This window comes from Pseudomonas paraversuta (assembly GCF_904067025.1).
Taxonomy (GTDB): domain Bacteria; phylum Pseudomonadota; class Gammaproteobacteria; order Pseudomonadales; family Pseudomonadaceae; genus Aquipseudomonas; species Aquipseudomonas paraversuta.
Genome location: NZ_CAJFDA010000001.1, coordinates 4,396,752 through 4,411,726, shown reverse-complemented (window position 1 = coordinate 4,411,726; position 14,975 = coordinate 4,396,752). Strand labels below are relative to the sequence as shown.

Sequence of the window (14,975 nt, the reverse complement as noted above, 5' to 3'; positions counted from 1 at the left end):
ATGAGGTAGGGTTGTGGTCGAACGATTGAACCTGGAATTTGAAAGGATATAGCCATGCTGGACTGGAAAAAACGTGAGGGCAGCAGTGCCCGTGAGTCGGTCAGGGAGACCCGTGCCCCGTCGCGTGGCTATTTCACAAGCATTCTGTTTAGCCGCTCAATCGCCGTGCTGGTGGGGATCTTCGTCGTGGTGTGCCTGGGTCTGGGCTGGTACTGGAGCCAGGAACCGGACTTGTTCCCGGTGCAGCAAAACGCCCAGCTGGCTGCCGAGAGGGATGGCAAGCAAATGGTTCCGGGGTTCACCACTGTTGAAACCCTTAAAACCGTGGCCGGCACCCTGCTCAATAAACCGGGCGGCTATCTGTCCAATGACCGTTTTCCGCCGGGCGTGTTTCTGGACAATATCCCGAGCTGGGAATATGGCGTGCTGGTACAGGTGCGTGACCTGACCCGCGGCTTGCGTAAAGACTTTGCCCGTTCGCAATCGCAGTCGGCCGAAGACGCCGATCTGGCCAAGGCCGAACCGCGTTTCAACTTCGACAACAAGAGCTGGATGCTGCCGTCCAGCGAGTCGGAGTACCAGGAAGGGATCAATTCCCTGAGCCGCTACCAGGCGCGCTTGTCTGATCCCAACCAGAAGAACGCCCTGTTCTATGCGCGCGCCGATAACCTGAACAACTGGCTGGGCGATGTGGGTACTCGTCTGGGATCGCTGTCGCAGCGTTTGTCGGCCAGCGTCGGCCGGGTCAAGCTCAATGGCGCACTGAAGACCGAAAGCCTGAAGCCCGGCCAGGTACCCGTGGTTGATGAAGAAATAGAAGAAACCCCATGGATGCAAATCGACAACGTGTTCTACGAGGCGCGTGGCCAGGCATGGGCCCTGTCGCACCTGCTGCGGGCCATTGAAGTCGACTTCGCTGACGTGCTGGCGAAAAAGAATGCCACGGTCAGTGTGCGTCAGATCATTCGTGAACTGGAGGCGGCCCAGGAGCCGGTCTGGAGCCCGATGATCCTCAATGGCAGCGGCTACGGCGTTCTGGCCAACCACTCGCTGGTCATGGCCAACTATATTTCCCGCGCCAACGCGGCGGTCATGGACCTTCGACAATTGCTGTCCCAGGGCTGAGTGATGCCGATTTCTGCGCTGGAGGCCGCACACCGTGCGGCCTCTGATCTCGAAATGGTGGCCTGGGTTGATCCTCAAGACCGGCTGCTGGGCGGCTTGCCCCGACAACAGTTGCGTGAGCAGGGCTTGATCGGGCGCGGCACTTTCATTTTGCTGTTCAACTCTGCCGGTGAATTGTGCGTGCATCAGCGCACCCTGAGCAAAGCGCTGTATCCCGGGTTCTGGGATGTGGCGGCGGGTGGCATGGTAGGGGTTGATGAGAGCTACGCCGAGTCGGCAGCCCGTGAACTTGCAGAAGAGCTGGGGGTGAGCGGCGTATCGCTGACGGCCCATGAACGCTTTTACTTCGAAGGCGAACAAAATCACCTGTGGTGCGCCGTTTTTTCCGCCGTGTGGGATGGCCCGTTGCAGGTGCAGCCTGAAGAGGTGCAGCAGGCCTGCTTCATGTCGGTGGCCGAGGCATTGCGCCTGAGTCAGCAACAGCCTTTTTGCCCGGATTCGCTGGCAGCCCTCAAGCGCTATCTGGCGCAGATCAAGCCGTAGGGGCGAGCGGTTGAGGTTAAAAGCTTGCGAGCAAGCTTGCTCCTGCAAAGTTACGGTTGACTGGTTTATAAATTGCCGCCGATTGGCTATTGGGCAGCAGCGCATTTGTCGTTACACTGCGCGACCTTTTTCAGACTCAAGCGGTTTTCCCGCCTGAGTTGCGCTGCCCCTGCCAGAGTGGGGCTTCGCGGTCGGTACTCCTTGGCGCAACAGTGTCAGGCACCGGCCAATTTTTTGTCCTCCATATGAGGATTGCCGGTGGCCAAAAAAGCCGCATCCTTCGCCGCCCTTGGTGGCCTGGTATTTTCCACCGACGCAGGTCGTCACTGTCCGGACTGTCGTCAGCCGGTGGACGCCTGTACCTGCAAACAAACCCGTATCCCCGATGGCGATGGCATTGCTCGCGTACGTCGCGAAAGCAAGGGCCGTGGCGGCAAGACAGTCACCACTGTGACCGGAGTGCCGCTGGCGGAAGACGCGCTCAAGGATTTGGCGACGACGTTGAAAAAACGCTGTGGCACCGGTGGTGCGTTGAAAGACGGCATCATCGAGATCCAGGGCGATCACGTCGAATTGCTGTTGGCCGAACTGCTCAAGCACGGGTTCAAAGCCAAGAAGTCCGGCGGCTAGCAGCTTCTGTGAAGACCACCGCCAAGTGCTTTTTGTCGCTCGCCATGGTTTTCACAGAGCCTGTTCTGACCGGTTTCTAAACTCCGCGCTGTTGTCAGGGTCTACCCCTGCGCAGACTAATCTTCATATTTACTCTTTAGACTGCGCCAGCCTGCCTTCAGGTTGGGCTATTTGACTTCTTTATAGGGGACTTCGATGTCCGTACGACGCACACGCAAAGACGATGGCAGCCAATGGACAGTTGCGGACAGCCGCAGTGTTTACGGGATTCGCCATTGGGGGGCCGGGTATTTCGCGATCAATGAAGCCGGTCGCGTAGAAGTACGTCCGAACGGCCCGAACAGCTCGCCCATCGATCTGTACGAGCAAGTCGACGAACTGCGCAAAAGTGGCTTGTCCTTGCCATTGCTGGTGCGTTTTCCCGATATTTTGCAAGACCGTGTACGTCAGCTGACCGGCGCTTTCGATGCCAACATCGAGCGTCTGGAATACCAGAGCAAGTACACCGCGCTGTACCCGATCAAGGTTAACCAGCAAGAAGCCGTGATCGAAAACATCATCGCCACCAAAGACGTGTCGATCGGCCTTGAAGCAGGTTCCAAGCCTGAGCTGCTGGCCGTGCTGGCGCTGGCCCCCAAGGGTGGCACCATCGTTTGCAACGGTTACAAGGACCGCGAGTTCATTCGTCTGGCGCTTATGGGGCAGAAGCTCGGTCACAACGTGTTTATCGTGATCGAGAAGGAATCCGAAGTAGACCTGGTGATCGAAGAAGCGGCCTCGCTCAAGGTCAAGCCACAGGTTGGCCTGCGCGTGCGCTTGTCGTCCCTGGCATCGAGCAAGTGGGCTGACACCGGCGGTGAGAAATCCAAGTTCGGTTTGTCTGCCGCGCAGTTGCTGTCGGTGGTTGAGCGCTTCCGGGTGGCCGGTCTGGATCAGGGCATCCGTCTGTTGCACTTCCATATGGGCTCGCAGATCGCCAACCTGGCGGACTACCAGCATGGTTTCAAGGAAGCGATCCGCTACTACGGCGAACTGCGCAACCTCGGCCTGCCGGTTGACCACATCGACGTGGGCGGCGGTCTGGGGGTGGATTACGACGGCACGCACTCGCGCAACGCCAGCTCGATCAACTACGACATGGACGACTATGCCGGCGTTGTCGTAGGCATGCTCAAAGAGTTCTGCGATGCGCAAAACCTGCCGCACCCGAACATTTTCTCGGAAAGCGGCCGTTCCCTGACCGCGCACCACGCCATGCTGGTGGTGCAGGTGACCGACGTCGAGAAGCACAACGACGACGTACCGGTAATCGAGAACAAGGACATCCTGCCCGAGACCGTGCAATGGCTGGTGGACCTGCTGGGCCCGACCGATATTGAAATGGTCACCGAAACCTACTGGCGCGCCACGCACTACATGAGCGACATCGCTGCCCAGTACGCCGACGGCAAAATCACCCTGGCTGAAAAAGCCCTGGCCGAGCAGTGCTACTTCGCCGTGTGCCGTCGTTTGCACAACTCGTTGAAAGCGCGTCAGCGTTCCCATCGCCAGGTGCTCGACGAACTCAACGACAAGCTGGCCGACAAGTACATCTGCAACTTCTCGGTTTTCCAGAGCCTGCCGGACACCTGGGCGATTGGCCAGGTACTGCCGATTCTGCCGTTGCACCGTCTTGATGAAGAACCGCTGCGCCGCGCCGTACTGCAAGACCTGACCTGCGACTCCGACGGCAAGATCAAGCAGTACGTGGACGAGCAGAGCATCGAAACCAGCCTGCCGGTTCACGGGCTGAATGAAGGCGAGGATTACTTGCTGGGTATCTTCCTGGTGGGCGCTTACCAGGAAATCCTGGGTGACATGCACAACCTGTTCGGTGATACCGACTCGGTGAACATCTACCAGAACGACGACGGCAGCGTGTACCACGCCGGGATCGAGACCCACGACACTATCGAGGACATGCTGCGCTACGTGCACTTGTCGCCGGAAGAGTTGATGAACCACTACCGCGACAAAGTGGCCAGCGCCAACATCAGTGCCAAAGAGCGTACCCAGTACCTCGATGCACTGCGTCTTGGCCTGACCCGTTCGTCGTACCTGTCGAGCCACTGATAGCCCGACCAGGTCTCCGGTGACTGAACTACGCTGATCTGTGCCATGTGTGCAGGTCAGCGTTTTTTTTTGCCCGGAGGTCGTACCCCATGTCGATCAGCTTCAAGGGTGCAGCAGGACTGGCTTGCGCCGGGCTGATGGGCTGGGTGCTCAGCGCCTGCTCGCCGGTACGCATCATCAACGGCCTGACCCCCACCTCCAACTTCGACATGACCCGTGATATTGCCTACGGCGCAGACCCGCGGCAGGCCCTCGATATCTATCGCCCCAGGCAGCCCGCCCCCGGAGCCCCCGTGGTGATTTTTTTCTATGGCGGCAGCTGGAACAGCGGCTCGCGCAGCGATTACCTGTTTGTCGGTGAAGCATTGGCTTCGCGGGGGATAACCACGGTTATCGCCGATTACCGACTTTATCCACAGGTGCGTTATCCGCAGTTTCTGCAAGATAGCGCTCAGGCCACAGGCTGGACTTATCAACACATCGCACAATATGGCGGCAACCCGCAGCGTCTGTTTTTGATGGGCCACAGCGCCGGGGCGTACAACGCAGCAATGCTTGCCCTTGATCCGCAATGGTTACGGGCTGTAGGCATGAGTCCTGCCAGTTTGCGCGGATGGATTGGCCTGGCCGGGCCCTATGACTTTTTGCCGATCAAGGACGAAGCGGTGCGACCAGTATTTTTCTACCCGGACTCCCCACCCGAGTCGCAGCCTGTGCGGCACGTGAGCCGCCAGGCGCCGCCGACCTTGTTGATGGCCGCCAGGACGGACACGCTGGTCAACCCGACGCGCAATACCGGGGGGCTGGCGACTGCGTTGCGGGGCGCCGGGGTGCCGGTCCAGGAACTCTATTTCACGCGCACCAGCCACGTAACCCTGGTGGCGGCGCTTTCACGTCCGTTACGTTGGTTGGCCCCGGTGCTGGATAACATTGGCGAGTTCGTCAGTGATCACTGATCCGGATCACGCTCTTGGAGTAAACCACTCATCCTTGCGCTGCATCTTCCACGCATACACCCCCAGGGTCAGGCTGCGCAGCACCATAAACAGCAGAAAACTTATCCACAGGCCATGGTTGCCATAACCGTGCAGCGCCCAGGCTGCGGGGAAGGCGATAACGACGCTGATCAGCATCGCATTGCGCATTTCCCGGGCGCGGGTGGCACCGATAAACAGCCCGTCGAGCAAGTAGCTCCACACCGCAATCAGCGGCAACAACGCCAGATACGGCAAGTACTGGAAGGCGGTTTCCCGCACGCTGGCAATGTCGGTTTGCATCTCGACAAACAGATGCCCGCCAAACAGGAACAGCAGCGCAAACGCGGTACTGGCCATCAATGACCAGCCGCATGCAACCACCATCGAACGGCGCAACGCAAGGCGATCACGGGCGCCGATGGCATGCCCGCACAGTGCCTCCACGGCATGGGCCAGGCCATCCAGCGCATGGGCGGCCAGCAGCAAGCCATTGAGCAACAGCGCATTGGCCGCCACGGTGGCATCCCCCAGCCGGGCGCCCTGCAAGGTGATGGAAAAAAACACCAGTTGAAGCATCAGGCTGCGAATGAAAATGTCGCGGTTGACCCCCAGCAGCGGCTTCCAGTTGTGCCATACCCGCAAGGCGGCCCACATGACCGTGCCCGGGAATTTGCCCAGGGCGCCGCGGGTCAGCCACAGGCCGAGCAGCGCGCCGCTCCACTCGGCGATCACCGAGGCCCGGGCCGACCCGACTACGCCCCAGTCCAGACCGAGGACAAACCACAGGTTAAGGGCTATGTTGACCAGGTTGGTGGTCAGCAGAATGGCCAGCGGCGCCCGTGCGTTTTGCGTGCCCAGAAACCAGCCCACCAGCGCATAGCTTGCCAAAGCTGCGGGCAGGCCAAACAGGCGGGTATGGAAGAAATCCAGGGTCAGGGCATGCAACTCGGCGGACGGTTGCATCACGCTCAAGGCCAGGCCGCTGAAGGGGACAGCTATCGCCCCCAGCAGCATCGACAACAGCACACTGAGCAGCAAGCCTTGCACCAGGATTTGCCGCAGGGCGGTGCCATCGTCACGCCCGGCGGCCTGCGCGGCGAAGCCGGTGGTGCCCATGCGCAAAAAGCCCATCATCCAGGCCAGAAAGATATACAGGCTGGCGCCTACGGCCACGGCACCCAGTTGATGGGCGTGGGGCAAATGGCCGATTACAGTGCTGTCGACCAGCGCAACCAGCGGCACCGAGATGTTCGACAAAATCATCGGTGCTGCCAGCGCCCACACCCGGCGATGGGTAGGACGGTCACGCCAGTCAGCTAATAGGGAAGACATGCAGGCTCCTTGGGGGAGTGCATTGTAGCGGGGCCGTAGAATTTGTGTGGGCGCCGGGTTTCAGTTCAGGGCAGTTCCACCGTGGGAGCCGGCTTGCCGGCGATGGCATCAACACCCGGCAAACCGGGGCGCCTGCATCGCTGGCGAGCCAGCTCCCAGCGTTTTTGTGTTGCTCATGGGGCAGCGCAACCAATCGCCCGTTTACCGGTCAATCTGACCGGTGCGTCAGTTGTTCATGGCGCGCTGATATATAGTCATTCCCTTCAATGCCTAGTCAACGAGTACACCATGCTTAACAAAGGACTGTTCCTGGCTTGTGCGCTGGCACTGCTGAGCGCCTGTGATTCATCGTCAACCGACAAGCCCGGGGCGCCACCGGCTGTCAGCGTCCAGGCGGCCAAACCGGACGTCAAGGTACTGGCCGAGCGCTATGCCGGACGCGAGTTGAGTGTGGTGGATGTTTCCGAAGTACAACTGGACGGCGCCAGCACCTTGTCCGTGAGTTTTTCGGTGCCTCTGGACCCGGAGCAGAACTTCGCCGAAAAATTGCATCTGGTTGACGCTAAATCCGGCAAGGTCGATGGCGCCTGGGAGCTCTCGGACAACCTGATGGAACTGCGTTTGCGGCACCTGGAGCCGCAGCGCAAGTTGATCCTTACCGTCGATCCCGGCCTGCGCGGTGTCAACGACACCAGGCTCGCCGCCGAATACGTCAGCCGCCTGGAAACCCGTGACTTGCAGCCCACTGTCGGCTTCGCCAGCCGTGGCAACCTGTTACCCACCCGCCTGGCTGAAGGCTTGCCGGTGATCGCGTTGAACGTCGACAAGGTGGATGTCGAGTTCTTCCGGGTCAAACCCGAATCGTTACCGAACTTTCTTAGCCGCTGGGGCGGCAACAGCAGCCTGCAAAGCTACGACGCCAAGGATCTGCTGAGCATGGCCGATCTGGTTTACAGCGCTCGCTTTGACCTGAACCCGGCACGCAATACCCGTGAGACGTTGATCCTGCCGATTTCCGGGGTCAAGCCTTTGCAGCAGCCGGGGGTTTACCTGGCGGTGATGAAGGCGTCCGGCAGTTACAACTATTCGACACCTGCAACGTTGTTCACCCTCAGCGATATCGGCCTTTCCGTACATCGTTATCAGAAGCGTCTGGATGTGTTCACCCAGGCGCTGGAAGGTGGCAGCGCACTGGCCAATGTGGATCTGGAGTTGCTTGACCGCAAGGGCAAGATGCTGGCCCAGGGCAAGACAGATAAACAAGGGCACGCGGAACTGGCGTTGCCGTCCGACGCTGAAGTGCTGGTGGCGCGTCAGGGCGACCAGACCAGTTTGCTGCGTTTGAACAGCGCGGCGCTGGATCTGGCCGAATTCGACATTGGCGGTCCGCAGGCTCACCCGCTGCAATTTTTTGTGTTTGGCCCGCGTGATCTGTATCGCCCCGGCGAAACCGTGCTGCTCAATGCCTTGTTGCGCGACCGCGACGGCAGACCGGTCAAGCCGCAGCCGGTGAGTGTCGAGGTGCGTCGTCCGGGTAATGAGGTCAGCCGCAAGTTTGTCTGGTCGCCCGATGCTTCCGGTTTATATCAGTATCCGTTGCAACTGGCCGAGGAGGCGCCGACCGGGCGCTGGCTACTGATCTTTGATCTGGGGGACGGCCAGCCGCTGTGGTATGACTTTCAGGTTGAAGACTTCCTGCCCGAGCGCCTGGCGCTGGAACTCAAGGGCAGTGACGCACCGCTGCGCCCTGATCAGACCGCAGAAATTCAAGTCAGCGGTCGTTATTTGTACGGCGCCCCGGCGTCAGGCAATCGCCTCAGCGGCCAGGTTTATGTGCGTCCATTGCGTGATGCGGTCAGTGCCTTGCCGGGTTATCAGTTCGGCTCAGTGACAGAGCCGGAACTGACCCAGGATCTGGAGCTGGACGAAAGCGTGCTGAACGCTGAAGGCCAGGAAACCATCAGCCTGGAAAGCCAGTGGAGCGATGCCAAATCGCCGCTGCAGTTGATAGTGCAAGCCAGTTTGCAGGAGTCGGGCGGGCGCCCGATTACCCGGCGTCTGGTGCAACCCGTGTGGCCCGCCGAGCGCTTGCCGGGGGTGCGCGGTCTGTTTGCCGGCACTGAAACCGATGGCGATGGCCCGGCGGAGTTCGAGTTACTGGTGGCTGACAGCGAAGGGCACAAACTGGCCGCTGAAAACCTCAAGGTAAGGCTGGTGCGTGAGCGCCGCGATTACTACTGGAACTACTCGGACAACGACGGCTGGAGCTATCACTACAACGAGAAATTTCTCAATCTCAACGAGGAAACCGTCAGCGTTAAAGCCGGAGAAACGGCTAAGGTCAGTTTCCCGGTGGAGTGGGGCCCATACCGGGTTGAAGTTGAAGACCCGCAAACCGGGCTGATCAGCAGCTTGCGTTTCTGGGCCGGTTATCGCGCCCAGGACAATGCCGAAGGCGGCGCCGTGCGCCCCGATCAGGTCAAGCTGGCGCTGGACAAGGCCGCCTATGCCGATGGTGACACCGCCAGGGTAACGGTTACGCCGCCCGCAGCCGGTAAGGGTTACCTGCTGCTTGAAGGCAGTGATGGCCCGTTGTGGTGGGAAGAAATCGAGGTGCCGGCCGAAGGCAAAACCTTCGATATCAAACTCGATCCGAAGTGGGCCCGTCACGATCTGTACGTGAGCGCGCTGGTTATCCGCCCGGGCGAGCGCAAGACCAATATCACTCCCAAGCGGGCCGTGGGCGTGCTGCATCTGCCGCTCGACCGCACGGCGCGCAAGTTGGCGCTGACCCTTGATGCGCCCGAAAAAATGCGTCCCAAGCAGCCGTTGAGCGTGAAATTTACCGCCAGAAACGCCGATGGCAGCATTCCCGAACGGGCCCATGTACTGCTGGCAGCGGTGGACGTGGGGGTGCTGAATATCACCGGCTACCCGACCCCTGATCCCTACACCAGCCTGTTCGGGCGCAAGGCCTACGGCGCGGATCAGCTGGATATTTACGGGCAGCTGATCGAGGCCGGGCAGGGCCGTCTGGCCAGCCTGGCGTTCGGCGGTGATGCGGCGCTGGCCAAAGGCGGCAAGCGGCCAGCCACCAGCGTGAACATCGTGGCGTTGCAAAGCGTACCCGTGACCTTGAATGAGCAGGGTGAAGGTGAAGTCAGCGTCAATATTCCCGACTTTAACGGCGAACTGCGCCTGATGGCGCAAGTCTGGAGCGATGACAGCTACGGCATGGCCGAAGGTAAAACCGTGGTCGCCGCACCCCTGGTGGCAGAGCTGGCGGCGCCACGCTTTCTGGCCCCGGGGGATGAGACCCGGTTAGCGCTGGACCTGTCCAACCTCACCGACAAGCCGCAGACACTTGAGGTCAAACTCGAGACCCGGGGCCAATTGAGCCTGTCGGGCACTGCCGCGCAACCTGTCACCTTGAGCCCCGGCCAGCGCAGCACCTTGCAGATCCCGGTCAAGGCCCTGGGCGGTTTCGGCACCGGAGCGGTCAAGGTCACGGTCAATGGCCTCGAACTGCCAGGGGAAACACTGGCGCCGTTCACCCGCGAATGGACCCTGGGTATTCGCCCGGCGTACCCGGCGATGCTCAAGCATTACCGCGCGGTACTCAAGGATCAGCCCTGGAGCCTGCCGGAAGATGCGCTGCAAGCCTTTGAACCGGCGGGGCGTGAAGCCTTGCTGAGTTTGTCGAGCCGGCCGCCGCTGAACCTGGGTGAGCAAATCCGCGCACTCAAGGCGTACCCGTATGGCTGCTCGGAGCAAACCACCAGCGGCCTGTACCCGGCGCTGTATGCAGATGCGGCGTTGCTCAAGCGGCTGGGCCTTGAAGGCGAACCGGATGCCGATCGCAAGCGCAAGATCGAACTCGGTATCGAGCGCCTGCTGGGGATGCAGCGTTTTAACGGCAGCTTTGGTTTGTGGGGGGCTGACGGTGAAGAAGAGTACTGGCTGAGCGCTTACGTCACCGACTTCCTGCTGCGTGCCCGGGACCAGGGCTACGCGGTGCCGGCTGAAGCCTTGAAAAAAGCCAGCGAGCGCCTGCTGCGTTACGTGCAGGAGCGCAACCTGATCGAGGCGGATTACAGCGACAACCTCGATCACACCCGCTTTGCGGTGCAAGCCTATGCCGCGCTGGTTCTGGCCCGCAGCCAACAGGCGCCATTGGGGGCGTTACGCGGCATCTTTGAACGGCGCAGCGATGCCCGATCCGGGTTGCCGCTGGTGCAACTGTCCATTGCCCTGCAGAAGATGGGCGATCAGCCGCGGGCCGATCAGGCGTTGCTGGCCGGTCTGGCGGCCACCCGTAAGGGCGATCAGTGGCTGGGGGATTATGGCAGTCCGCTGCGTGATCAGGCGCTGATACTGGCGCTGCTGGAAGAGAACAATCTGCTCGGCGGCCAGCGTGAACAGCGCTTGTTTGATTTGTCAGATCAACTGGCGGCCAGCCAATGGTTGTCGACTCAGGAGAGTAATTCCCTGTTCCTGGCGGGACGTAATTTGCTGGGCAAACCTGAAGCCAGCTGGACGGCCACGCTGGCTAGCGGTAGCCAGACCCGAGAGCTGAACAACAGCCAGCCGGGGCTCAAGCTGGACGGGGCGTTGCTGGACACGCCGCTGACCCTGCGCAATGAAGGTAGCGAAGCGGTTTATCAACAGCTGACGATTTCCGGTTATCCACAGCAGGCGCCGCTGGCGGGTGGCGAGAACATGAGCATTCGTCGCGACTACCTGGGCATGAATGGCGAGCCGTTGAATATCGACAGCCTGGCAAGTGGCGATCTGATGTTGGTGCATCTGGCGGTGACGGCCAGGCAGCAGGTACCGGACGCGCTGGTGGTGGATTTGCTGCCTGCGGGTCTGGAGCTGGAAAACCAGAACCTTGGGCAAAGTGCCGCGAGTCTTGAAAATGCCAGTACCCAGGTCAAGCAATGGCGCGAGTCGATGCAGAACGCCAATGTGCAACATCAGGAGTATCGGGATGATCGCTACGTGGCTGCGCTGAAGCTGGAAGGTTCCGGCACCACGCACCTGTTGTACCTGGCCCGCGCCGTGACCCCGGGCACCTACCGGGTACCGCCGCCGCAAGTGGAGTCGATGTATCGCCCCAACTGGCAAGCCGTGGGCGAGACCCCGGGGGAGATGGTGATCAAGGGCCGCTGACCCTGACCTGAACTGTAGGAGCAGCCGGTCGACGCTCGATTGCCTCGCGAGCTTTTCAAGATCAAAAGATCGCGAGGCCATCGAGCGTCGACCGGCTGCTCCTGCAAGGGTTGGGTACTTAGCTGATAATCCAGCTCAGCACCCACAACCCCAGCAGTAACCAGATCACCCCGGCAATGATCGAGGCACGCATGAACGCGCGCACGGCGCTGTACAAAAACAGCAGGCCGATCACCAGCACGGCAATGCTCACGATCGATGTGTCCATGCCCAGCGCGCGGGCCATGCCGTCGATGAAGTTACTGCCAGCCTGGGTGATGGCAGTGAACAGGCCGTTCAGGCTCTCTACGATAAAACGGACAAAAGTACCTAGCCACAGGCCCAGGTTTCCAACAAAGCTTTCGACGTGCATGGGTATGTCCCGATCAATAAGATGGCAACTGTGCCAGAGATACCCATTGGGCAACCAGTCATGATGCAAAGTTGCGTAGCGAGTGAATGTTAGTGGGTTCTAGAACTGGAAAAATACTGGGCTGGAGCATCGCCAGTGTGGTGCTGGTGTGCGCGTTGCTGTGGCTGGCAGACCGGATCTGGCCGTTGCCCTTGCCTGAAGATGGCCTGGCCCGTGTGGTGCTGGCCGAAGACGGCACGCCCCTGTGGCGTTTTGCCGACGCCGATGGGGTGTGGCGTTACCCGGTGCAGACGGGGGAGGTGTCGGCGTATTACCTCGAGGCGTTGCTGACCTACGAAGACCGCTGGTTTTATCAGCATCCTGGGGTCAATCCGCTGGCCCTGGGCCGCGCCGTCTGGCAGAACCTCAGCGGTGGCCGGGTGTTGTCGGGCGGCAGCACGCTGTCGATGCAAGTGGCACGCCTGCTCGATCCCCATGAGCGCACCTTGCTTGGCAAGTCTCGGCAGTTGTGGCGCACGGCACAGCTGGAATGGCATCTGTCCAAGGATCAGATCCTCAATCTGTACCTCAACCGCGCGCCCTTCGGCGGCACGCTGCAAGGGGTGGCCGCGGCCAGTTGGGCTTACCTTGGCAAATCGCCGCAGCAGCTCACGCGCTCCGAGGCGGCGCTGCTGGCGGTGCTGCCCCAGGCGCCCAGCCGGCTGCGCCCCGACCGTCACCCGGGGCGGGCGCAAGTGGCGCGGGACAAGGTACTGCGGCGTCTGGCCGAGTATCAGGTGTGGCCACAGTCGGCGGTCAACGAGGCGCTTGAAGAACCTCTGTTGTTGGCCCCGCGGCTGGAACCGAGTCTGGCCCCGCTGCTGGCGCGACGGCTAAACCGGCCCCATAGCCCGCCGCTGATTCGTACCACCATTGACGCCAGTTTGCAGCGTCGCCTTGAAGACTTGCTCCTGGGCTGGCGCGCCCGTTTGCCCGAGCACACCTCGGCCGCCATTGTGGTTGTCGAAACCGGCAACATGGCCGTGCGGGCCTATCTGGGCTCGGTCGATATCAACGATGCGCGACGCTTTGGCCATGTCGACATGATCAGCGCCATGCGCTCGCCAGGCTCCACGCTCAAGCCGTTCCTGTACGGCATGGCGATGGACGCCGGGCTGATTCACTCCGAGTCTCTGTTGCAGGATGTACCCCGGCGTTATGGCGATTACCGGCCGGGCAACTTTTCCATGGGGTTCAGTGGCCCGGTATCGGCCAGCTCGGCGTTAGCCCTGTCGCTGAACCTGCCGGCGGTGCAGTTGCTTGAGGCCTATGGGCCCAAACGCTTTGCCGCAGACATGCGCAACGGCGGCGTGCCGCTGAGCCTGCCGGCGTTGGCCGAGCCCAGTCTGGCGCTGATTCTGGGTGGCGCCGGGAGCCGCCTGGAGGACCTGGTGAGCGGCTATAGCGCACTGGCCCGTGGCGGCAAAAGCGCCCGTCTGCGGTTGCAACCCCAGGATGAACTGCGCGAGCGGCGCATGCTGTCCCCCGGCTCGGCGTGGATCATCCGGCGCATTCTCAGCGGGCAAGCGCGACCGGATCGCGACCCCCATGCCGAACTGGTACAGCGTCCGTCGCTGGCCTGGAAGACCGGCACCAGCTATGGCTTTCGTGATGCGCTGGCCATTGGGGTCGGGCCGCGTTACTTGATCGGGGTATGGGTCGGGCGTCCGGATGGCACGCCGGTGCCCGGACAGTTTGGTCTGGCGTCGGCGGCGCCGTTGATGTTGCAAGTCCACGATGTGCTGAGCAATCGCGACAGCCAGCGCGGCATTGTTACCCCCGTGGAGCCGGTGCCGGATACAGTCGCAGTGGCCGCTATTTGCTGGCCGCTGGGCCAGCCATTGAGCAAAAGGGACCCCGATTGCCGGCGTCAGCGCTTTGCCTGGACCCTGGATCACACCACGCCGCCGACGTTGCTCGCCGCCGATCAGCCGTTGGGCGTGGGGTTGCGGGAGAAAATCTGGGTCGATGCCCGGGGCTTGCGGGTCGGCCCGCAATGCAGCACCGCGCAGATGCGCGAAGTGGCGCTCTGGCCAGCACCGCTTGAGCCTTGGTTGCCCCGCATTGAGCGGCGTGAAGCACGGCTGCCGATGGCCTCGACGCAATGCCCGCCGCCGCCCTTGAGCTCGGTGACAGAGCTGTCGATTGCAGGGGTTCGCGATGGCGACCGGCTGCGACGTCCAGCAGCAAGTCAGGCTGCGCTGCGGCTCAGCGTTTCTGCTCTGGGTGGCGACGGTCGGCGCTGGTGGTTCCTCAATGGCGCACCCTTGGGGGACAGCGAGCATCAGGCGGCGCTCAACACCACACTTGAACACGTGGGCCGTTATGAGCTGAGCGTGCTTGACCAAAGCGGACAAACCGCGCGCGTTGAGTTCAGCGTGGTGCAGTGATGCGAGCAACAAGGGCTGCGGCTATGGGGGAAATACGAGGGGCGGCGGGGCTGTTTATGCAAAACGCCCGAGGTTACAAGATTCGGGAGAATGCCTGGAAGAAGCTAAAGTATATTAAATAGTGTAATAACTTTAGTGAGAAACCCTGTTCGCGGGGCTTTTTATTTTATATATCTTGTTTGTTTTCATGCCTGTGTTTGGTTTTGTGGAGTTTGTTATATAAGGCGTTAATACCAAGTGACA

The 14,975-nt window shown here is 61.1% G+C and carries 9 protein-coding genes; 7 read left to right on the top strand and 2 right to left on the bottom strand.

The features are described from left to right. Positions 1 to 54 precede the first annotated feature (54 nt). The 5 genes from JQ848_RS20015 to JQ848_RS19995 all read left to right on the top strand — a co-directional run bounded on the left by JQ848_RS20015 (position 55) and on the right by JQ848_RS19995 (position 5,366). The gene (locus JQ848_RS20015) at positions 55 to 1,125 is read left to right on the top strand and encodes a DUF2333 family protein (RefSeq protein ID WP_003439227.1); all 1,071 of its coding nucleotides are present in this window, start codon (positions 55 to 57) and stop codon (positions 1,123 to 1,125) included. Positions 1,126 to 1,128: 3 nt separating this feature from the next. After that, entirely contained in the window at positions 1,129 to 1,668 is a 540-nt protein-coding gene (locus tag JQ848_RS20010) for an NUDIX hydrolase (RefSeq protein WP_003439230.1), read from the top strand. A 258-nt stretch (positions 1,669 to 1,926) separates the two neighbouring features. Beyond that, positions 1,927 to 2,298 (top strand): translation initiation factor Sui1, encoded by a 372-nt coding sequence (locus JQ848_RS20005; protein ID WP_003439233.1) that lies wholly within the window; start codon positions 1,927 to 1,929, stop codon positions 2,296 to 2,298. A 195-nt stretch (positions 2,299 to 2,493) separates the two neighbouring features. Continuing rightward, a complete protein-coding gene (speA, locus tag JQ848_RS20000) occupies positions 2,494 to 4,410 on the top strand; it encodes an arginine decarboxylase (RefSeq protein ID WP_003439236.1) in 1,917 nt (638 codons plus the stop codon). Positions 4,411 to 4,499: 89 nt separating this feature from the next. Beyond that, positions 4,500 to 5,366, top strand: coding sequence for an alpha/beta hydrolase (locus JQ848_RS19995; RefSeq protein ID WP_202211062.1), 867 nt, complete (start codon positions 4,500 to 4,502; stop codon positions 5,364 to 5,366). A gap of 6 nt (positions 5,367 to 5,372) precedes the next feature. Here JQ848_RS19995 and JQ848_RS19990 read toward each other — a convergent pair whose 3' ends face one another. Next, complete coding sequence (locus tag JQ848_RS19990; RefSeq protein WP_010656227.1) at positions 5,373 to 6,719, bottom strand: MATE family efflux transporter; 1,347 nt, start codon at positions 6,717 to 6,719, stop codon at positions 5,373 to 5,375. 288 nt (positions 6,720 to 7,007) lie between these two features. Between JQ848_RS19990 and JQ848_RS19985 the strand changes: the two genes are divergently transcribed. Then, on the top strand, positions 7,008 to 11,891 hold the full coding sequence (locus tag JQ848_RS19985) for an alpha-2-macroglobulin family protein (RefSeq protein WP_202211061.1): 4,884 nt from the start codon (positions 7,008 to 7,010) through the stop codon (positions 11,889 to 11,891). A 118-nt stretch (positions 11,892 to 12,009) separates the two neighbouring features. On the opposite strand, the gene JQ848_RS19980 is transcribed toward JQ848_RS19985, so the two are convergent. Further along, positions 12,010 to 12,303: a hypothetical protein gene (locus tag JQ848_RS19980; protein WP_003439243.1), complete on the bottom strand. Its 294-nt coding sequence runs from the start codon at positions 12,301 to 12,303 to the stop codon at positions 12,010 to 12,012. Positions 12,304 to 12,416: 113 nt separating this feature from the next. Here JQ848_RS19980 and pbpC point away from each other — a divergent pair, with 113 nt between their 5' ends. Further along, on the top strand, positions 12,417 to 14,732 hold the full coding sequence (gene pbpC / locus JQ848_RS19975; protein ID WP_373683711.1) for a peptidoglycan glycosyltransferase PbpC: 2,316 nt from the start codon (positions 12,417 to 12,419) through the stop codon (positions 14,730 to 14,732). Positions 14,733 to 14,975: the final 243 nt, after the last annotated feature.

What these genes read in the sequence shown, in the direction of transcription:
- JQ848_RS20015 (WP_003439227.1), top strand. Translation starts at nt 55, where the DNA reads ATGCTGGACTGGAAAAAACGTGAGGGCAGCAGTGCCCGTGAGTCGGTC.
- JQ848_RS20010 (WP_003439230.1), top strand. Translation starts at nt 1,129, where the DNA reads ATGCCGATTTCTGCGCTGGAGGCCGCACACCGTGCGGCCTCTGATCTC.
- speA (WP_003439236.1), top strand. Translation starts at nt 2,494, where the DNA reads ATGTCCGTACGACGCACACGCAAAGACGATGGCAGCCAATGGACAGTT.
- JQ848_RS19995 (WP_202211062.1), top strand. Translation starts at nt 4,500, where the DNA reads ATGTCGATCAGCTTCAAGGGTGCAGCAGGACTGGCTTGCGCCGGGCTG.
- JQ848_RS19990 (WP_010656227.1), bottom strand. Translation starts at nt 6,719, where the DNA reads ATGTCTTCCCTATTAGCTGACTGGCGTGACCGTCCTACCCATCGCCGG.
- JQ848_RS19985 (WP_202211061.1), top strand. Translation starts at nt 7,008, where the DNA reads ATGCTTAACAAAGGACTGTTCCTGGCTTGTGCGCTGGCACTGCTGAGC.
- JQ848_RS19980 (WP_003439243.1), bottom strand. Translation starts at nt 12,303, where the DNA reads ATGCACGTCGAAAGCTTTGTTGGAAACCTGGGCCTGTGGCTAGGTACT.